The sequence below is a fragment of the Actinotalea subterranea genome (genome assembly GCF_008364845.1).
Taxonomy (GTDB): domain Bacteria; phylum Actinomycetota; class Actinomycetes; order Actinomycetales; family Cellulomonadaceae; genus Actinotalea; species Actinotalea subterranea.
On the sequence record NZ_VTTP01000004.1, the window covers coordinates 307,021 to 325,001 of the forward strand.

At 70.6% G+C, this 17,981-nt stretch carries 20 protein-coding genes and 1 pseudogene; 16 read left to right on the forward strand and 5 right to left on the reverse strand.

The genetic code is table 11. The features are described 5' to 3' along the window. Positions 1-24: 24 nt before the first annotated feature. A complete protein-coding gene (locus tag FZ988_RS10105; RefSeq protein WP_246169396.1) occupies positions 25-1,314 on the reverse strand; it encodes a molybdopterin molybdotransferase MoeA in 1,290 nt (429 codons plus the stop codon). A gap of 86 nt (positions 1,315-1,400) precedes the next feature. Here FZ988_RS10105 and moaA point away from each other — a divergent pair, with 86 nt between their 5' ends. Next, a complete protein-coding gene (gene moaA / locus FZ988_RS10110) occupies positions 1,401-2,441 on the forward strand; it encodes a GTP 3',8-cyclase MoaA (RefSeq protein ID WP_149203879.1) in 1,041 nt (346 codons plus the stop codon). Between the two features lies 1 nt (position 2,442). Beyond that, a complete protein-coding gene (locus FZ988_RS10115) occupies positions 2,443-2,700 on the forward strand; it encodes a MoaD/ThiS family protein (RefSeq protein WP_149203880.1) in 258 nt (85 codons plus the stop codon). Positions 2,701-2,703: 3 nt separating this feature from the next. On the opposite strand, the gene FZ988_RS10120 is transcribed toward FZ988_RS10115, so the two are convergent. Continuing rightward, a complete protein-coding gene (locus FZ988_RS10120) occupies positions 2,704-3,180 on the reverse strand; it encodes a molybdenum cofactor biosynthesis protein MoaE (protein ID WP_188079060.1) in 477 nt (158 codons plus the stop codon). 192 nt (positions 3,181-3,372) lie between these two features. Between FZ988_RS10120 and FZ988_RS10125 the strand changes: the two genes are divergently transcribed. The 5 genes from FZ988_RS10125 to FZ988_RS10145 are packed head-to-tail and all read left to right on the forward strand — an operon-like array spanning position 3,373 to position 6,772. Further along, a complete protein-coding gene (locus FZ988_RS10125) occupies positions 3,373-3,780 on the forward strand; it encodes a TOBE domain-containing protein (RefSeq protein WP_149203881.1) in 408 nt (135 codons plus the stop codon). Further along, positions 3,777-4,580, forward strand: a complete 804-nt coding sequence (gene modA / locus FZ988_RS10130) for a molybdate ABC transporter substrate-binding protein (protein WP_149203882.1) — start codon at positions 3,777-3,779, stop codon at positions 4,578-4,580. The genes FZ988_RS10125 and modA overlap by 4 nt, the downstream gene beginning before the upstream one ends. Before the next feature lie 26 nt (positions 4,581-4,606). Next, on the forward strand, positions 4,607-5,461 hold the full coding sequence (locus tag FZ988_RS10135) for an ABC transporter permease (protein WP_149203883.1): 855 nt from the start codon (positions 4,607-4,609) through the stop codon (positions 5,459-5,461). Next, a complete protein-coding gene (locus FZ988_RS10140) occupies positions 5,458-6,108 on the forward strand; it encodes an ABC transporter ATP-binding protein (RefSeq protein WP_188079061.1) in 651 nt (216 codons plus the stop codon). The genes FZ988_RS10135 and FZ988_RS10140 overlap by 4 nt, the downstream gene beginning before the upstream one ends. A 49-nt stretch (positions 6,109-6,157) precedes the next feature. After that, on the forward strand, positions 6,158-6,772 hold the full coding sequence (locus tag FZ988_RS10145) for an NTP transferase domain-containing protein (protein WP_246169419.1): 615 nt from the start codon (positions 6,158-6,160) through the stop codon (positions 6,770-6,772). A gap of 11 nt (positions 6,773-6,783) precedes the next feature. On the opposite strand, the gene FZ988_RS10150 is transcribed toward FZ988_RS10145, so the two are convergent. After that, entirely contained in the window at positions 6,784-7,065 is a 282-nt protein-coding gene (locus FZ988_RS10150) for a DUF6457 domain-containing protein (RefSeq protein WP_149203885.1), read from the reverse strand. A 232-nt stretch (positions 7,066-7,297) separates the two neighbouring features. On the opposite strand from FZ988_RS10150, the gene FZ988_RS10155 reads away from it, so the two are divergent. From FZ988_RS10155 to FZ988_RS18980, 9 genes and pseudogenes are all read left to right on the forward strand, one after another. Further along, on the forward strand, positions 7,298-8,299 hold the full coding sequence (locus FZ988_RS10155; protein WP_149203886.1) for a DmsC/YnfH family molybdoenzyme membrane anchor subunit: 1,002 nt from the start codon (positions 7,298-7,300) through the stop codon (positions 8,297-8,299). Between the two features lie 36 nt (positions 8,300-8,335). Next, positions 8,336-10,849, forward strand: coding sequence for a molybdopterin-containing oxidoreductase family protein (locus FZ988_RS10160; protein WP_149203887.1), 2,514 nt, complete (start codon positions 8,336-8,338; stop codon positions 10,847-10,849). Beyond that, complete coding sequence (gene dsrO / locus FZ988_RS10165) at positions 10,846-11,592, forward strand: sulfate reduction electron transfer complex DsrMKJOP subunit DsrO (RefSeq protein ID WP_149203888.1); 747 nt, start codon at positions 10,846-10,848, stop codon at positions 11,590-11,592. Before FZ988_RS10160 ends, dsrO begins: the two co-directional genes overlap by 4 nt. A 339-nt stretch (positions 11,593-11,931) precedes the next feature. Continuing rightward, positions 11,932-13,140, forward strand: coding sequence for an IS110 family RNA-guided transposase (locus FZ988_RS10170; protein ID WP_246169398.1), 1,209 nt, complete (start codon positions 11,932-11,934; stop codon positions 13,138-13,140). An 81-nt stretch (positions 13,141-13,221) separates the two neighbouring features. Beyond that, complete coding sequence (locus FZ988_RS18745) at positions 13,222-13,431, forward strand: transposase (RefSeq protein ID WP_223145089.1); 210 nt, start codon at positions 13,222-13,224, stop codon at positions 13,429-13,431. A 115-nt stretch (positions 13,432-13,546) separates the two neighbouring features. Beyond that, positions 13,547-13,936: an IS3 family transposase gene (locus tag FZ988_RS10180; RefSeq protein WP_149203889.1), complete on the forward strand. Its 390-nt coding sequence runs from the start codon at positions 13,547-13,549 to the stop codon at positions 13,934-13,936. After that, positions 13,887-14,141: pseudogene (locus tag FZ988_RS19235) on the forward strand (DDE-type integrase/transposase/recombinase); the annotation flags it as partial. The gene FZ988_RS10180 and the pseudogene FZ988_RS19235, both read left to right, overlap by 50 nt. A 49-nt stretch (positions 14,142-14,190) precedes the next feature. Further along, positions 14,191-15,588 carry an IS30 family transposase gene (locus FZ988_RS10190; protein ID WP_149203891.1) on the forward strand — a complete coding sequence of 466 codons (1,398 nt, stop codon included), beginning with the start codon at positions 14,191-14,193 and terminating at the stop codon, positions 15,586-15,588. 100 nt (positions 15,589-15,688) lie between these two features. Beyond that, positions 15,689-15,877: an IS3 family transposase gene (locus FZ988_RS18980; RefSeq protein WP_425457971.1), complete on the forward strand. Its 189-nt coding sequence runs from the start codon at positions 15,689-15,691 to the stop codon at positions 15,875-15,877. A gap of 806 nt (positions 15,878-16,683) precedes the next feature. On the opposite strand, the gene FZ988_RS10200 is transcribed toward FZ988_RS18980, so the two are convergent. After that, on the reverse strand, positions 16,684-17,181 hold the full coding sequence (locus FZ988_RS10200) for a glutathione peroxidase (protein ID WP_149203893.1): 498 nt from the start codon (positions 17,179-17,181) through the stop codon (positions 16,684-16,686). Between the two features lie 195 nt (positions 17,182-17,376). Next, positions 17,377-17,925, reverse strand: a complete 549-nt coding sequence (locus tag FZ988_RS10205) for a MarR family winged helix-turn-helix transcriptional regulator (RefSeq protein ID WP_188079063.1) — start codon at positions 17,923-17,925, stop codon at positions 17,377-17,379. Between the last annotated feature and the right edge of the window lie 56 nt (positions 17,926-17,981).

Genomic DNA, 17,981 nt, shown 5'->3' on the forward strand with positions numbered 1-17,981 from the left:
CGTGGGTCAGACGGGCTTCGTCGGTCACGGGACCCTCCCTTCCAGTGCGCCGGGCTCGGTGACGACGACGCGCGCCGACGAACCCGCCTCCAGGTGCGTGACGTCCTCCGGGACGACGAGCAGGGCGTCCGCATGGGCGAGCGCACCGAGCAGGTGGGAGGAGTTGGCGCCGACCGGCGTCGCCAGCCAGCCCTCCGCGCCCGCCGTCAGCCGCACCCGCAGGTAGGCGCGACGGCCGGACTTGTGCGACACCGCCTGGGTCAACCGCGCGCCGACCACCGGCGCCGACAGTGTCACGTGCCCGGCCAGCAGCCGCAGCAGCGGCCGGGCGAACAGGTGGAACGAGACGTAGGCGCTCACCGGGTTGCCGGGCAGCCCGAGCACCGGCACCCGCCGCTCGCCGACCCAGGCCAGCCCCTGGGGCTTTCCGGGCTGCATCGCGACGTGCACGAGCTGCACGTCGGCGGGGGCGTCGACGAGCGTCACGAGGTCCTCGCGCACCACGTCGTACACACCCGCGCTGACCCCCGCACTGGTGATCACGACGTCGGCACCCTCCAGGTGCTCGCGCACGGCGGCCGCCAGGGCGCCCGGCACGTCGGGGATCGCCGGGGCGGTCGTCACCAGCGCGCCCAGGGCTCGGGCCGCCGCGACGAGCATCGGCCGGTTCGAGTCATGGATCTGACCGGGCGCGAGGGGGCGACCGGCGGGGACCAGCTCGGAGCCGGTGGACAGCACGACGACGCGCGGCGCCCGGTGCACGGGCACGTGCGTGTGCCCGCACGCCGCCAGCAGACCCACCTGGGCGGGCCCGACGACGGTCCCGGCGGTGAGCACCGTCGCGCCGGTCGTCACATCCTCCCCACGCAGCCGCACGTGCCGGCCGGCGCGGGGGACGGCGAGGATCGCGACGGTCGTCGTGCCGCGGTCGGTGTCCTCGAACGGGACAACCACGTCCGTCCCCTCCGGCACCGTCGCGCCGGTCATGATCCGCACCGCGGTCCCGGGCGCGAGCACGACGGACCGCCCGTCCCCCGCCGGCACGTCGTCCGACACCGGCAGCACCACGGGCTCGCCGGGCGCCACCGCCGCGACGTCGGCGAGCCGCACCGCGTAGCCGTCCATCGCGGAGTTGTCGAAGCCCGGCAGGTCGACGAGGGAGGCGACATCCTGCCCGAGCACCAGCCCGAGCGCGTCGGTGAGCGGCACCCGTTCCACCGGGGTCGGCCCGGCGCCGGTGAGCACGGCGGCGACATGCTCCTCGACGGAACGCATGCGCGCCGCGCGCAGAGCCGGGTCGGCTTCGATGCCCATGACAGTGAGCGTAACGGCGACCGGCCGCGACCCCGGGCGACCTTTGGTCACGGGTCAGGCCCGCAAGCTGTGTCTACGATCCTTCCATGACCAGGCTCGGCAAGGATCTCCCGCGGCAGGCGGGGCTGGCCGACGAGCACGGTCGCGTCGCCCGCAACCTGCGCGTCTCGCTCACCGACCGCTGCAACCTCCGCTGCACCTACTGCATGCCGCCGGAGGGGCTGCCCTGGATGGCGCGCGGGTCCCTGCTGACGGACGACGAAGTGGTGCGCCTGGTCGGCATCGGCGTGCATCTGCTGGGCATCCGCAGCGTCCGGTTCACCGGCGGCGAGCCGCTGCTGCGCACCGGCCTGGAGGGGATCGTCGCTGCGAGCGCCGCGTTCCGCGGCCCGGACGGCGCCGCGCCCCACCTGGCGCTGACGACGAACGGCATCGGGCTGGCGCGGCGGGCCGCCAACCTGGCGGCCGCCGGCATCGGCCGGGTCAACGTCTCGCTCGACACCCTCGTCCCGCAGCGTTTCGCCGCCCTGACCCACCGTGACCGGCTGTCGGACGTCCTCGACGGCATGGCCGCCGCACGCGCCGCCGGGATGCGGCCGGTCAAGCTCAACTCGGTGCTCCTGCGCGGGGTGAACGACGACGAGGCGGGCGACCTGGTGCAGTTCGCGCTGGACCACCGGTACTTCCTGCGGTTCATCGAACAGATGCCGATCGGCCCGGCTGACGCATGGGATCCCTCGCAGGTGGTGACCGCCCAGGAGATCCTGGACCGGCTCGCCGAACGCTTCACCCTTACCCCGCTGGAGAAGGCCGCCCGCGGCCCGGCGCCGGCCCGTACCTGGCTCGTCGATGGTGGGCCGGGTGCCGTCGGGGTGATCGCGTCGGTCAGCTGGCCCTTCTGTGACTCGTGCGACCGGGTGCGGCTGACCGCCGACGGGAAGGTGCGCAACTGCCTGTTCGCGCAGGAGGAGACCGACCTGCTCGGCCCAATGCGTGCGGGTGCGGACGACGAGGAGATCGCGCAGCTGTGGACGGACGCGGTCCGGCCCAAGCCCTTGTGGCACGGCGGGCTCGGGCGGGCGGGCTTCGTCCCACCGGCGCGGACGATGAGCAGGATCGGGGGCTGAGGTGGCCGGGACCGTGACGGTGCGGTGGTTCGCCGCCGCCGGCCAGGCGGCGGGACGGCCGGAGGAGTCGCTCGAGGTGGACGGTGCGACGACGACGCAGGCGCTGCTGGCGCGCGCGGTCGATGCGCACGGCCCGCAGCTGGGTCGCGTCCTGCCGGTCTGCAGCGTGCTGGTGGACGGACAGCTCGACGAGCGCCGCAGCCGGGTGCTGCCGCCCGGGGTGACCGTCGACGTGCTGCCGCCGTTCGCCGGCGGCTGAGGCTCAGGGGCTGTTGACCCACTCGGCGGCGCCGTCGGTGAACACCTGGCGCTTCCAGACCGGCAGCCGTTGCTTGACGCGCTCGACGAGCTCGGCGGTCGCGGCGAAGGCCTCGGCACGGTGTGCCGAGGAGACGGCGACCGCGAGCGCGCAGTCCCCGATCTCCAGCCGGCCGACCCGGTGGGTCACCGCGACCGCGTCGACGGCGAACTCCGAGGCGACCTCGCGCGCGATCGCGGTGACGATCGTGCCGGCGCCCGGGTGCGCGGTGTACTCCAGCCACGAGACGGTGACGTCGTGGTCGTGGTCGCGGACCACCCCGGCGAAGGTCACCACGGCACCCGCCGCGTCGCGCCCGACGAGCCGGGCGTGCTCGGCGACGTCGAGCGCCTCGGTCGTGACGGTCGCGCGCGCCACCTCTCGCGCCGCCGGCACCAGCCGGGTGGGGGCGGGGTCTGCCGCGTCGTGGTCGGGGTGCACGCGGCCAGCGTAGGCACTGCTGAGGGGAACGTGGCGGGACCTGTCGTCGTAGTGCCGCGGTGGCGGCCCGCCCGGGGCGTCCGTCAGCGTGCGCAGATGCGGCGCTACAAAGGGACTGCAACACGCAGATGCGGTCGCGGCTGGGACCCTGGACCCGCAGCCACGGACGCGAGTAGGGGCACAATCGTCGCCATGCCCGAGTTCAGGATCTCCGAGGCCGCGCTGCTGTTCGGCGTCAGCGACGACACCGTCCGCCGCTGGATCGAGGCCGGCCGGCTGCCCGCCCGCAAGTCCGATGCCGGTGGCCCGCTCATGGTCGACGGGCAGGACCTCGCCCACCTCGCCCAGGAGCTGGCGACGCCGGCCACGGACGGGTTGCGGCGCACCGTGTCGGCCCGCAACCGGTTCACGGGCATCGTCACGCGCGTGCTGCGCGACACCGTGATGGCTGAGGTCGAGATCCAGTCCGGTCCCCACCGGTTGGTCTCGCTCATCAGCCGCGGGGCGGCGGACGAGCTCGGCCTCGAGCCCGGCGTCCTCGCGGTCGCCGTGATCAAGGCCACGGAGGTCATCGTCGAGAGACCCGGGGGTCAGCCGTGAGTCGCCGCGCGCCCGTCGCCCTCGTGGCGGCCCTCGCCCTGGTCGGCTGCTCCTCGTCCGGCGCGAATGACGCCGGCGCCTCCTTGAGCGCGTCGCCGCCCGCTGCCACGACCACGCCCGCTGCACCGGCCATCAGCGGCGACCTGACGGTCTTCGCGGCGGCCTCGCTCACCGACACCTTCGCCGAGATCGGCGACCAGATGATGGCGGCGAACCCGGACCTGACTATCACGTTCAACTTCGGGTCGTCGGGCACGCTGGCCGAGCAGCTGCTGGCCGACGCCCCCGCGGACGTCTTCGCCTCGGCCAGCGCCAAGACCATGACCACGGCCGCGGAGGTCGTCGGCGAGCCGGCGCTCTTCGCACACAACTCGCTGGTCATCGTCGTCCCGAAGGGCAACCCACGCGAGGTCACGGGCCTGTCCGATTTCGCGAACCCCGACCTCAAGATCGCGCTGTGCGACCCGTCCGTGCCGTGCGGCGCCGCGGCCCAAACGGTGTTCGCGAACGCCGGGATCACGGCCATGCCCGACACCCTCGGCCCGGACGTCAGGGCGACCGCCACCTACGTCACCTCCGGTGAGGTGGACGCGGCGCTGGTCTACAAGACCGACGCGATCGCCGCGGGCTCCGCCGTCGAGACCCTCACCTTCCCCGAGGCCGCCGGGGTCGTCAACGACTACCCGATCGCCGTGGTCCAGGGGACCCGGAACGCCGATGCCGCGCAGGCATTCGTCGACCACGTGCTGTCGCCCGCCGGCCAGACGGTGCTGACGGACGCCGGCTTCGACCCCACGTGAGTGCCCCGGCCGGCAGCGACGTGTTCATGACGGACCGGACCCGCAGCGGGCACGAAACCACCTCGCCCGCGCCGCGGGTCGCCCGTCGTCGGCGCGCGCCGCTCCCCCTGCTCGTCCCCGCCGCACTGGGGTTCCTCTTCCTCGTCGCGCCCTTCGTCGCGCTCCTGGTGCGCTCGCCGTGGGGCGACCTCGGCTCACTCGTCACGTCGCAGGGCGCCCTCCAGGCACTGTGGCTGTCGCTGCGCACGGCGACGGCGGCCACCGTGGTGTGCCTCATCCTCGGCGTGCCGTTGGCCTGGGTGCTGGCTCGCACCTCGTTCCCAGGCCAGAACCTCGTGCGCTCGATCGTCACCTTGCCGCTGGTCATGCCGCCGGTCGTCGGCGGCGTCGCCCTGCTCAGCCTTCTGGGCCGCCGTGGCCTGCTCGGCAGCCTGCTCGACACGGCGTTCGGCTTCACCGTCCCCTTCACGACACTCGCGGTGGTCATCGCCGAGACCTTCGTCGCCCTGCCGTTCCTCGTGCTGTCGGTCGACGGGTCGCTCCGCTCGGCGGACCTGCGCTACGAGCAGGCCGCCGCCGTGCTCGGCGCCTCCCCCTGGTACGTCTTCCGGCGCGTCACGCTGCCGCTGGTGGGCCCGTCGGTCGCCGCCGGCGGCTTGCTGTCCTTCGCCCGGGCCCTCGGAGAGTTCGGCGCGACGATCACCTTCGCAGGGAACTTTCCCGGCACCACCCAGACCATGCCGCTGGCGATCTACCTGGCGATGCAGGACGACCCGAGCACGGCGCTCGCCCTGTCGCTCGTGCTGATGGCCGTGTCGCTGGCCGTGCTGATCGGGCTGCGGTCCCGCTGGGTGTCCGGACTCATCGGGGTGGCGTCGTGAGGCTCGACTCGCACGTCGTCGTGCGCCGGGCTGCTTTCACGCTCGACCTGGAACTGACCGTGGAGGCCGGCGAGGTGGTCGCGCTCGTCGGCGAGAACGGTGTTGGCAAGACGACGTACCTGCATGCGGTCGCCGGACTCGTCGAGCTCGACGACGGCTACGTCCGGCTCGGCGACCGCGTGCTGGACGACGCCACTGGTCGCAAGCACATGAGCGTGGAGGAGCGACGCTGTGGGCTCGTCTTCCAGCAGCACCTGCTGTTCTCGCACCTGAGCGCGGCCGAGAACGTGGCCTTCGGGCTGCGGGCGCGCGGTGTGGGGCGCCGGGACGCCCGTGCCTGGGCGAGGGAGTGGCTGGAGCGGCTGGGCGTCGCCCAGCATGCGGACACTCCCGCCACGCGGCTGTCCGGCGGGCAGTCGCAGCGGGTCGCTCTCGCCCGCGCCCTCGCCACGGAACCCGATGTGCTGCTGCTCGACGAGCCGTTCGCGGCCCTCGACGTGACCGCACGGCCAGCCGTGCACGCCCTGCTGCGTGAGCACGTGTTCGACGACGTGCGGCCCGTGGTGCTCGTGACGCACGACCCGGCCGACGCGTCGGCGCTCGCCGACCGCGTGGTGCCGCTGGCCCTCGGCCGACCGGCCGCGTGAGACGGGTCGGCGTCTCTCTCGGCGCCGGGGCAGACTGGGCCGCGTGAGCATGGAGGGTGTCGGCGTCGTGGTCCTCGCGGGGGGGACCTCCGCACGGCTGGGGGGCCGCGACAAGACCGCGCTGGACGTGGGGGGCCGGTCGATCCTCGTCGGGCTGCTGACCGGGCTGCCGCAGGTGCCGACGGTCGTCGTCGGCCCACCACCACCACGGCTGCCCCGTGAGGTTGCGCACGTCGTGTGGACGCGTGAGGACCCGCCGGGCGGGGGACCGGCGGCGGGACTGGCCGCCGGTGTCGCCGCCCTGCCGCGAGCGACCGCTGTCGTCGTCGTGCTGGCCGGCGATCAGCCGTTCGCCGCGGCCGCCGTGCCGCGGCTCGTGGCCGCGCTACGCGCCGACCCGGCGGTGGGGGCGGTGCTCGGGCGGGACGCCGACGGTCACCCCCAGCCCCTGCTCGCCGCCTACCGTGCGGACGAGATGGCCCGCGTTCTGCCGCAGGTGCGCAGCGGGGACTCCGTCCGGTCCACGCTCGCGGGTATCTCCCGCGCGCTTCTCGACCTCGACGCCGATGAAGGTCTCGATGTCGACGACCCCGCCGATCTGGCGCGGGCCCGGGCGAGCGCAGCCCGGCGCATGGACCGTCCCGCTGGCGCTCCGCCCTCCTGACCCGGTACGGGTCAGGAGGGCGCGACCCACCCGGCCACGAGCGCGTCGACGCGCTCGATCTGTGCCAGCACCTCCTGTGCGGCCTTGGCGGCGTCGCCGTCGGGGGTGGCCAGCCCGGCGGCCAGCCCGACGAGGAACCCGCTCATCGCGCCCGCAGGGCGCGCCACCCCGTGCGCCACGTCGCGCACCAGACCCAGCAGGGGCTCCTTGACCTGTGCCAGCACCTCGTCGGGCAGGCCGAGCTCCGACCCGAGCACGCCGAGCCACCGGTCCATCTCCGCCATCGGGTCCATGGTCCGTCCTTCTTCTCGTCCTTCCGGCTGCGCCGATGCGCAGCGTTCGGCGCCAGCCTCGCACGCCCGCCACGGGACAGGCACCTTGCGCGCCCGTGGTCGGCCCAGCGAACCGTGGCTTCACTCAGGTGCGTAGGGCGTGCCAGGACCTCCGTCCTACCGACAAGCGTCGCTAGCAGGAGAAAATTCGTTCGCAAGGGCGCACGCACGACCCAGACCCAGGAGGTCGAACATGGGCGCGAATGACTTGACCGAGTCGAGCATCACCACCGCCAGAACACGGTCGGCGTCACCCTACGGGGCCGTACTGTCGTCCGAGTCGACGGTCGACCGTTTTTCCCTGCACCTCGTGGCGCAGCCTTACTGGCACTTCCCGCATGCCCTGTGGTTCTGGGCCATGGGCCTCGGCGCGGGGACGTTCATGGTGCGGCACGTGTTCTCGGTGCGGGACGCGGGAACGGTCCTCGGCCTCCCGCTCCTCGACGTACTGGGACTGGTCCTCGTCGGGATCGGTGGCCTCATCCTGATCCTGGACCTCGGTCGGCCCGAGCGTGTGCTCAAAGCCCTGAGGAGGCCCGACCGCTCGTGGATCGCGCGTGGTGCGATCGCCGACTTCGTGTTCCTCATCGTCGGCGCGGTGTACGTGCTGCCCGGCTGGGTCCCCTCGTTGCCCTGGACCGATGCACCGTTCCTGGAGGCCGAGCTCCTCGCGCAGGTGATGATCGCGATCGCCTTTCTCGCTGCGGCGCTGATCATCGCCTATCCCGGGATGGTCCTGTACGAGTCGCTGTCCATTCGGCTTTGGCACTCGGCGCTCGTCCCGGCGCAGTTCATCGCGCACGCGCTCTCGTCGTCGATCGGCCTCACGTTGTTGGTGCTCGTCGCGGGGGACCGCCTGGGGGACTACCGGTCGCCCTTGGCGATCGGGTTCCTCGTCACCCTCGTCGCCACTCTCGGCATCACCCACATGTACCTCATTGACCGTTCCCACGAGCACGGCCCGGCGGCACGGGCCGGCGTCGAGCGGTTGGTGCGGGGGAAGATGGCCATGCACTTCTGGGTGAGCGTCGTGCTCGGCTTCGCCATCCCCATGGTCCTCACCCTCGTCGCGCTGGCCTCGCCCGACTCTGCGGGCCCGCTGCTCGCGATCGGCGGGGTGCTGTGCGTCGTGGGAAGTCTTCAGTTCCGGTACGCACAGCTGTGCTCTGGGATCAAGGTCAGCCCGCTCGGCTGAGGCCGTCGACGACGTCACCACACGAGGAGAACGAACATGACTCAGTCGGCCCTCTTGCCGCTCCTGCCGAATGAGGGAGAGCAGGTGTTCAGCCAGGCATGCACCCCCAACTGCTGGATGAACTGCCGGATCTACGCCCATGTCCGCGACGGCAAGCTCGTCGAGACGACGGCGGCGCCCTTCCCGGACCCGCGGTACAACCGCATCTGCCTGCGCGGCCTGAGCCACCCGCAACGCGTCTACGACCCGAACCGGGTGACGACGCCGCTGAAGCGCGCCGGCAAGCGGGGCGAGAACCGTTGGGAGGAGATCTCCTGGAACCAGGCGCTGAATGAGATCGGTGCCAAGCTGGCCGACATCCAGCAGCATCACGGGAACAAGGCGGTCTGCGTCGCGCCGTTGTCCGGCAACTACTCCATCATCAACGGTGCGATCGCCGGGTCCGGGCATCGCTTCGCCAACGTGGTGGGGGCCACCTTGGCTGTCGACTCCATCGACCTTGGGCTCGCTACGGGCGAGACCCAGGTGGTCGCTAACGTCGCTACCGGCATGGCGGCGTGGATGCTCGCCCACCAGCCGGAGGACATCGCAAACGCCCGGACGATCATCGCCTGGGGTACCAACGTCACCGAATCGCAGATCCATAACTGGCACTTCTTCGCCGACGCGCTGGACGACGGCGCCAAACTGATCGTCATCGACCCCCGGTACAGCGAGGCGGCTGCGAAGGCACACATCTGGGTCAGGCTGCGACCGGGTACCGACTCGGCGTTGGCGATGGCGATGGTGCATACCGTGATCGAGGAGGGACTCACCGACGAGGCCTACCTGCGCGCCCACACGGTGGCCACCTACCTGGTCCGGGAGGACACGGGCCTCTTCCTGCGGGCCACGGACCTCGACCCGACTGGGGAGGCGGTCGTCCTGGCGATGGACCCGCAGACCGGGCTGCCGGTGCCGGCCGACCCCAACACGGGGACCAGCGCCATCACGGGTGTCTACACCGTCGCCACGGCGACCGGTCCCGTGGTGGTCCGTCCCGCCTTCCAGATCCTGACCGACGAGGCTGCGCGCCACACCCCGGAAGACACCGAGTCGATCACGGGCGTGAATCCCCTGCTCGTCCGGGAGGTCGCCCGCCGGTACGCCACCGCGGGTCCGTCGTTCGTCTACTCGGGCATGGGCATCGATCGTTGGGACAACGCCGACCTGGTCGGCCGCGGGATCGCCACGCTCGGTGTCATCTGCGGCCAGATCGGCAAGCCCGGCGCAACCCCGCTCGGATCCCTCATGGGCGGCACGGCGATGAGCGTCATGTTCACCCCGGGTGTGCTTGACGAGTGGACGAAGCCGACGGGCGAGCCCACCGCCAAGCTGAACTACCTGCTCCTGTACGACGCTGTGGCCAAGGGCGTGATCCAGCAATGGGTGCCGAACGACCCCTCGAACGGCTTCGCAGGACCGCGCTCCTCGACCCCTGAACCCGTCGAGTGGCCGGTCAAGGCCATCATCTTCAACTCGTCGAACTTCGTCAGCAACTTCCCGAACCAGAACCGTATCCGCAAAGAGATGCTCGCGGAGGAGAACCTCGAGCTCGTCGTCCACCTGGACATGGTGATGAACGACACGGCCCGGATGGCCGACTACGTGCTCCCGGTGACCAGCTGGTTCGAGAACGACGACGTCGTCGGGGGCATGCACCCCTTCCTGATGCGCCAGCAGAAGGCCATTGCCAACGTCGGGCAGGCCAGGTCGGACTACGAGATCTTCGGTGGGATCGCGAGCCGCCTGGGCAAGGGCGAGTACTTCACCCAGACCCCGGAGCAGTGGATCGACCAGATCGTCGACAAGGTGGCCGAGGTGCTCCAGCGGCCGGAGGTCAGTACCGACTTCCGCCGCGACGGCGTGGCCAGGCTATTCGACTCGGGCTACATCCCGCTGAGCGAGGGCGGATTCTGGACACCGTCAGGCAAGGCCGAGTTCTATGCCGAGGGCGTCGTGGTGAACTTCCCCGAGATGTCGCCGGCCCTGCGGCTGCCGATCTCCGAGGGCGTCTCCCCGCTGCCGCACTTCGAGCCGCCGTTCGAGGCCTGGCACGGCAACCCCAAGTTCGCCAAGTTCCCCCTGATCCTCAACCAGCGCCACTCCCGGTTCCGGGTCCACAGCACCTTCTACGAGGTCCCGGTGCTGAGGGAGATGGACCCCGAGCCGCTGGTCGAGCTGAACGAACGCGAGATGGCCAAGCGTGGCCTGAGGGACGGAGACGTCGCGCGCGTCTTCAACGACCGGGGTGAGGCATTCCTCCACGTGCGGACGAACAACGCCTTCCCCGACGACACGTGCAACATCAACAAGGGCTGGCAGCGGCACCAGTTCCTCGCTGGCGGCTATCAGGAGCTCACGCACGAGCAGGCGAACACCAAGCACTACAGCTGCTCGTTCTTCGACGTGCTCGTCGAGGTCGCCAAGGTCGACCCTGCATCGGTTCCTTCCATTCCCGCCGAAGAGCGCAAGGCGGGCCCTGCGATCATCAACGGGAAGGCATCATGACCAGGAAGTCCAGCACCACGACTCGACCGCGCCGGTGGGGCATGGTGATCGACCTCAATCGATGCATCGGCTGCCAAGGCTGTGCGGTCTCGTGCAAGATCAAGAACAACTTGCCCGAGGGGCTTTGGTGGAACAGGGTCCTGACGGTCGGCGGTGACGAGATCGATGTCGTGGGTGGCGACGTCGAGCACCCGTCGATCTCGTTCCTCCCTCTGGCCTGCCAGCACTGCGCCGAGCCTGCGTGCCTGCCCGTCTGCCCCACCGGGGCGACCTACAAGCGGGAGGACGGCATCGTCGGCATCCACTCCGAGGACTGCATCGGCTGTCGGTCGTGCATCCAGGCGTGCCCGTACGGCGTCCGGGTTTTCAACCTCCGGGAGCCGGAGCGAGCCACGTCGCACGCCCTGGGCTCCATCGCGGTGACGTCGGGCGTCAGGGGAACCGTGGAGAAGTGCGACTTCTGCGTCGACCGGATCGACGCCGGAGCTCTGCCGATCTGCATCGAGAGCTGCCCGGCGCGCGCCCGGTTCGTCGGCGACCTGAACGACCCGGACTCCGAGGTGTCGCGTCTCATCCAGGAGACGGGTGCGGTGCAGCTGCAGCCGGAGATGGGGACGGACCCGAGCGTGTACTACATCCCCGTCCAGCATCGGTCTCCGCGACAGACGGGTATGGACTTCATCGCCAACGAGCCTGCGGCCTACCAGCAGCGCGAGATCACGGAGATGCTGGCGCCGCGCTGATGTGAAGCACCCTCAGGTGATCTATGGATCGCCCTAGGTCTGATGGAGGCTCGGGCTAAGACATCGCGACCATGGTCTGGTCGCTCCCGTGGCCAGCGTAGAACGCGGCCTCGAACTTGGTGGGTGGGACGTCGACGAGGTAGCCGTGCAGGCGTGAACCGCCTGTAAGTGTTCGTGGTGGCTGGCCTGGGGCTGGCTGGCAGGGTTGGTGTCGTCGCTCGGCGGCGGGTGTGACCCCTGAATCGCCTGACCCCTCGCGGGTGTCATGCCCGGGATCTGTCCGCTCGGCGCTGGGTGCCGACGCCGACCCTGGCCCACCACGATGGCTTGATCAGAAGCATGTCCGTTGCGGAGATGCCGTCTCCACAACGTGGCTCATTACAGGCCTGCCTCGTAGTGACTTCTCGCCCCGGGCCGACGCCGACAACGACGTTCGTCCCAACGAGTGAGGAGAGCATCGTCGTGTCCAGTGTGCAGGCCATCGTGGCTGACATCTACCGGTTCGTCGTCGGGGTCGACACCCACGCCGCTACCCACACCTTCGCTGTCGTCGCTGCCCCGAACGGCGCCCTGGTGGACCAGGTCACCTTCCCGACCTCGCCAGCAGGGTTGCGTCGCGCGCTGGCATGGATCGCGCGGCGCACCGGCGGTGACCTCGACGCCGTGCTGGTCGCTGCAGAGGGCACCGGCTCCTACGGTGCCGTCCTGAGTGCTGTGCTCTGCCAGGCCGGCTACCGAGTCGTGGAGGCACCGACGCCCAAGCGTGAGCGGGGCCGGGGCAAGACCGACACTCTGGACGCGGTACTCGCCGCCCGCGCGACGATGGTGCTGCCGGTGACGATGCTGCGTGATCGTCGCGCGGGCCAGGTCCAGGCCGCGCTGGCGGTGCTGACCGTGGCACGTGACCAGCTCAACGCCGACCGTCTGCGGTGCATCAACGCGCTCACCGCGCTCGTGCGCAGCCACGACCTCGGGCTCGACGCACGGCGCGCTCTGACAGCACCCCAGGTCGCTGCGATCGCCGGCTGGCGGCGCCGGGACGAGGACTTCGGCCTGGCGACGGCGCGGGCTGAAGCCGTTCGCCTCGCCAAGCGGATCGTCGACCTCACCGCCGAGCTCGGCCACAACCGCGACCAGATCACCGAGATCGTCGCTGAGCAGGCACCCGAGCTGCTTGACCTGCCCGGCGTCGGCCCGGTCACCGCCGCCGTGATCCTGACGGTCTGGTCCCACCCCGGCCGGGTCCGGACCGAGGCCGCGTTCGCTCAGATCGCCGGCACCTGCCCGATCCCGGCATCCTCCGGCAACACGGTCCGCCACCGACTCAACCGCGGCGGCGACCGTCGGCTCAATCGGGCGTTCAACACGATCGTGCTCACCCGCATGCGCATTGACCCCGACACCCGCGTCTACATCGACCGACGCCGGGCCGAGGGCAAGACGACCAAGGAGATCCGCCGCTGCCTCAAGCGTTACACCACCCGGCAGGTCTACCGCGCCCTGGCTACCGCGCACCCGACTCCCGAGCTGATCACCTCAGCGGCTTGACGCGACATAGAAGCATCCCGGGTTTAGTGGAGTGGTGTGTCCCGCGTTCGGTGGAGTCGGATTCCTGGACTCTGGTGCCACTTGACCCTTGGAGAGGGCCTCGTGGGACGTCGTGGGTATCCGCCGGAGTTCCGGCGCAAGGTGCTGGACCTGGTCGTTGGCGGACGCTCGGTGGCGGACGTCGCGCGCGACCTCGGGATCAGCACCGAGTCGATCTACACCTGGCGCCGCCAGGACCGCGTCGACCGTGGCCTCGCGCCGGGGCTGACGTCGGGGAGAAGGCCGAGCTGACCTCGGCCAAGCGCAGGATCGCCGAGCTCGAGGCCGAGCTGGCGGTGCACCGGCGGGCCAGTGAGCTGCTGGGGAAGGTGGTGCCCCCAAAAGGCGGTTCGAGGCCATCGCGGTGATGGCCGAGGAGGGCCTCCCGGTCCAGGTTGCCACCCGCGTGCTCGCCACCTCGGAGTCGGGGTTCTACGCCTGGCGCACCCGCGCCCCGGCGGCCCGGGCGATCCGGCACGTCATCCTCGCCGACGCGATCCGTGAGATCCACGCCGGCTCGCGCGGGATCTACGGTGTCCGCCGGGTCCACGCCGAGCTGAGCCTCGGCCGTGGGCTCAGCGTCTGGCAAGGAACGGTGGCGATGCTCATGCAGCGTGCGGGACTGAAGGGCATCGGTGGGCGGCCGAAGTGGCGTCGTCCGCACCCGGACCTGATCTCCGCCGACCTAGTCGACCGGCGCTTCCGCCGTGAGGGTCTGGACCAGCTGTGGGTCACCGACATCACCACTCCTCACTAAGGGCGTTGCGACGATCGCTGGAATCCAAGCTCGCGAGGGCACGGTCTACTGCGCCGTCGTCCTGGACGTCTGCTCACGGCGGGTCGTGGGCTGGTCCATCGACGCCTCGCCGACCGCTGTGCTGGTGACCAATGCCCTCGGAATGGCTATCGACTCCCGGCGCCCACCGCCGGGCACGATCATCCATTCCGATCATGGAGTGCAGGGCGGATTCAATCGGTCGTCGCAACACCTCGAGGACGTGGAGGTGTTCGATGGTTCGTCGGCAGCAGGCAGCGGATCGGGCGGTTCGCCCGAAACTGAGATCGCCGGGTCACCCGAAGTTCCAGCGCGAGGTCGAGGCTGCGTTCTGGGCGGAGATCGCCAAGGGGTTGTTGCCGATCGAAGCGGCGGCCGTGATCGGTGTGTCGCAGCCGGTGGGTCAGCGGTGGTTCCACAACGGTGGCGGCATGCCGCCGTTCGACCTCAAAGCGCGGCCGACGGGCCGCTACCTGTCCTTCGCTGAGCGCGAGGAGATCGCTCTGCTCAGGGCTCAGGCCAAGGGCGTTCGCGAGATCGCCCGGGTGGTCGGGCGCGACCCGGGGACGGTCTCTCGTGAGCTGCGCCGCAACGCCGCGACCCGCGGCGGCAAGCTCGAGTATCGGGCGTCGGTCGCGCAGTGGAAGGCCGACATGGCGGCACGTCGACCGAAGACGCCGAAGCTGGTCGCCGACCAGCGGCTGCACGCCTATGTCCAAGAGCGGCTGTCGGGGCAGGTTCGCCGGCCCGACGGAACGCCGGTCGGCGGACCTCAGCTGCCGAAGTTCACCGGCAAGAACAAGCCGCACCGCAAGGACCGGGCCTGGGTGCAGGCCTGGAGCCCGGAGCAGATCGCCAACCGGATCCGCCTCGACTTCCCCGACGATGAGTCCATGCGGATCAGCCACGAGGCGATCTACCAGGCGCTCTACATCCAGGGCCGCGGCGCGCTCAAGCGCGAGCTGGTCTGGTGCCTGCGCACCGGGCGAGCGCTGCGCGCCCCGCGGGAACGCTCCAGGCGCAAGACCTGGGCGCACGTGACACCCGAGACCCTGATCAGCGAACGCCCCGCCGAGGTCGCCGACCGCGCCATCCCCGGGCACTGGGAAGGCGACCTGCTGATCGGCCTGGAGCGATCGGCGATCGGCACCGTCGTCGAGCGCAGCACGAGGTTCACGATGCTGGTGCACCTGCCACGCGAGGAGGGCTACCGGCACAAGGAGACCCCGAAGAACGGCCCGGCGCTGGCCGGCTACGGCGCGATCACCATGAGCAAGGCCCTCGCCGCGACGATGGCGACCCTGCCGGCGCAGCTGACCAGATCGCTGACCTGGGACCGCGGCAAGGAGATGTCCGCCCACGCCCTGTTCAAGGTCGCCACCGGCATCCCGGTGTTCTTCGCCGACCCGCAGTCGCCCTGGCAGCGCGGCACGAACGAGAACACCAACGGGCTGCTGCGCCAGTACTTCCCCAAGGGCACCGACCTGTCCCGCTGGTCCGCCGAAGACCTCGAGGCCGTCGCCCACGCCCTGAACACCAGGCCCCGCAAGACCCTCGGCTGGAGGACCCCGGCTGAAGCGCTCGACGAGCACCTACTGTTGGCCCAACAAGCCGGTGTTGCATCGACCGGTTGAATCCGGTCAGGTCGGGTCCTGGGCATTCACCCGCGGCGCGAAGGACTCCGGGCTGGTGCCCTCGATGGGCTCGATCGCGGACTGCTAAGACAACGCTGTCATCGAGTCGTTCTGGTCCCGGATGCAAGTCGAGCTCCTTGACCGCCAGCGCTGGCGCACCCGGCTGGAGCTGGCGAACGCGATCTTCGAGTACCTCGAGATCTTCCACAACCGCCAGCGCCGGCACTCCGCCCTCGGATGGCTCACGCCCCTAGAGCTCGAGACGAGACAACCGATCACCGTGGCCTAGACTCCAGCAACCCGGCTCCACGGAACCCGGCACACACCAGAGCCTCCATGGAAGCCGGGGCGGTTCGCTCGGCCCGCACGTCGCCGCGTCCAGGGGGCACGCGCCGCAGCTTGCCCGGCCCGCCAGCGCGCCGGGCAAGGTCAGTCGCTTGCGTCCGGCTGTCCCGCGCGTTGTCGCCCGGGGCGATCCGCCAACGGGGGACACCCGAGGTGCATCCAGCACTCCATTGCCGCCACCCCACGGGCCGCCTCCAGCGTGACCATGATGGGCCGGTGATCGGGTCCGGGCCAGGCGGGGGGCCCGGCCGCCAGCCACGTGGTCAGAACCGCTGGACGGGCGTACCAGAAGGTGCCCATCGCGAGGCTTCCGGTCATCAGGCACCACGCCAGGAGACGGGCCGCTCCCAGCAGCCAGGTGGCCAGGGTGTATAGGTACAGCCTGGCGCGGAGGCGGAACACCATGGCACCCCTCTTCCCGGGGTCTCGCAAGGCGCATCGGCTCGCGACGCGACACCGGGCCATTCCCGGGGCGTGTCAGCAACGTTGCCACGATGCGCCGCGCAACGGAAGCGTCCGCCGATGCCGCCGATGCCGCCGCCGTCGCGATCGCGGCGTGGTCATCCGTCAACACGATCTGCGGCCGGTTGAGCAGTCCGTCCGGATGCCGCGACCGATCTGCGGTGACCGGTCGAATGTCCTCGCTGACTTGCTCACCGATCCTGGCGCACCCGCCGATGGTGCTCCCGGGCTGGCGATCAACGACAACCCGCGGCACTCCCACGCCCTCGGCCACTGAACCGATGGAGGTCAGCCTTCACGGTCAGGTTCGGGGAGGTGTGCCTCGATGAGGTCGATGATCTCGGGGGCGTCTGGCTCGACCTTGGGCCGGAATCGGTGCACCTGGCCGTCGGGGGTGAGGAGGAACTTCTCGAAGTTCCAGGTGACGCGCCCCGCCTTCCCGCTGGCATCGGGGGTGCGGGTCAACTCGGCGTAGAGAGGGTGCCGTGATCTACCGTTGACCTTGACCCGCTCGAACATCGGAAAGGTCACGCCCCACGTCGTCGAGCAGTATTCCTTGATGGCGTCCTCGGTTCCCAGCTCCTGCAGGAACTGGTTGCTCGGGAACCCGAGCACGGTGAAACCTCGCTGCCCATAGGTGCGCTGGAGGGCCTCGAGCTTGTCGTACTGGGGTGCGAGGCCGCACCGCGAGGCGACGTTGACGATCAGCCTGACCTGCTCGGCGTACCTGGCCAGGGTCGTGACTTCGCCGTCGATCGTCGTGACCGGGATGTCGTCGATCGCCATGCGTCCTCAACACCGCGGCGAGAACGGGCATTCCCGCCCCGGCGGTGCCAGCGGGTGGCGCGATGGCCCCTGAGCGGGCCGCCCGCGATGGAGTTGGTCGCTCAGCGCGGGCAACTCTCTCGGGCTCGAGCCGCGCGCACCCCGCTCACCGGAGCCGCGGGCGTGGCGAGCTCACACGTGTGCACGGATCGTCGGTCACGTGCTGGTAGCGCGGGCGACATCTCGGGCCGGGTGCCGTGCTCGGTCGGCATTGGCTGACGGTGTCGCCTGCCCCGATTGCCTGCCCGGCGTTCCACCGGCCTCGTCACCGTAGACCTGCTCTGCGGCTCGCCGCAGCGCCGCGAACGCCGTGGCTATGGTCTGCACGCTGTCGTCGTCCAGCCGGGACAGGAGTGCGACTCGATGTCCGGCGCCTTCGGCCATTAGCTGCTCGACCAGGTCTGTGCCTTGAGCTGTGGGGTGTACGTGTCTGGCGCGCCGGTCGGTCGGGTCGGCCACACGCTCGACCAGGCCTCGGTCTTCGAGCCTGTCCACCAGCCCGGTCACCGACGCTGGGGTGATCTTCAGCGCGTCGGCGAGTTCGTGGCTCATGAGGGAGCCGTCGGCGTGCAGCAGCAAAAGGACCTTGAGCTGCTGCATCGTCAAGGTCGTCTGCAGCAGGGCGGTGAACTGGACGCGTGAGAAGAGGCGTATCAGCGCCGCCTCGTCGGCGGCGATCGTTGCCATCGCCGCGTCGCGTTCCACCGTAGTCACCTGGTTCTTCGGTAAGCCCGTACTATTCATCTCAGACCGACTATACG

Coding starts and splice junctions, on each gene's coding strand:
- FZ988_RS10160 (WP_149203887.1), top strand. CDS start 8,336: ATGACTCAGTCGGCCCTCTTGCCGCTCCTGCCGAATGAGGGAGAGCAG.
- FZ988_RS10180 (WP_149203889.1), top strand. CDS start 13,547: ATGGCCGAGGAGGGCCTCCCGGTCCAGGTTGCCACCCGCGTGCTCGCC.
- FZ988_RS10200 (WP_149203893.1), bottom strand. CDS start 17,181: ATGGCGATCGACGACATCCCGGTCACGACGATCGACGGCGAAGTCACG.
- FZ988_RS10105 (WP_246169396.1), bottom strand. CDS start 1,314: ATGGGCATCGAAGCCGACCCGGCTCTGCGCGCGGCGCGCATGCGTTCC.
- FZ988_RS10150 (WP_149203885.1), bottom strand. CDS start 7,065: ATGGACCCGATGGCGGAGATGGACCGGTGGCTCGGCGTGCTCGGGTCG.
- FZ988_RS10170 (WP_246169398.1), top strand. CDS start 11,932: ATGTCCGTTGCGGAGATGCCGTCTCCACAACGTGGCTCATTACAGGCC.
- FZ988_RS10125 (WP_149203881.1), top strand. CDS start 3,373: ATGCCCGAGTTCAGGATCTCCGAGGCCGCGCTGCTGTTCGGCGTCAGC.
- dsrO (WP_149203888.1), top strand. CDS start 10,846: ATGACCAGGAAGTCCAGCACCACGACTCGACCGCGCCGGTGGGGCATG.
- FZ988_RS10190 (WP_149203891.1), top strand. CDS start 14,191: ATGGTTCGTCGGCAGCAGGCAGCGGATCGGGCGGTTCGCCCGAAACTG.
- FZ988_RS10135 (WP_149203883.1), top strand. CDS start 4,607: ATGACGGACCGGACCCGCAGCGGGCACGAAACCACCTCGCCCGCGCCG.
- FZ988_RS10145 (WP_246169419.1), top strand. CDS start 6,158: ATGGAGGGTGTCGGCGTCGTGGTCCTCGCGGGGGGGACCTCCGCACGG.
- FZ988_RS10155 (WP_149203886.1), top strand. CDS start 7,298: ATGGGCGCGAATGACTTGACCGAGTCGAGCATCACCACCGCCAGAACA.
- moaA (WP_149203879.1), top strand. CDS start 1,401: ATGACCAGGCTCGGCAAGGATCTCCCGCGGCAGGCGGGGCTGGCCGAC.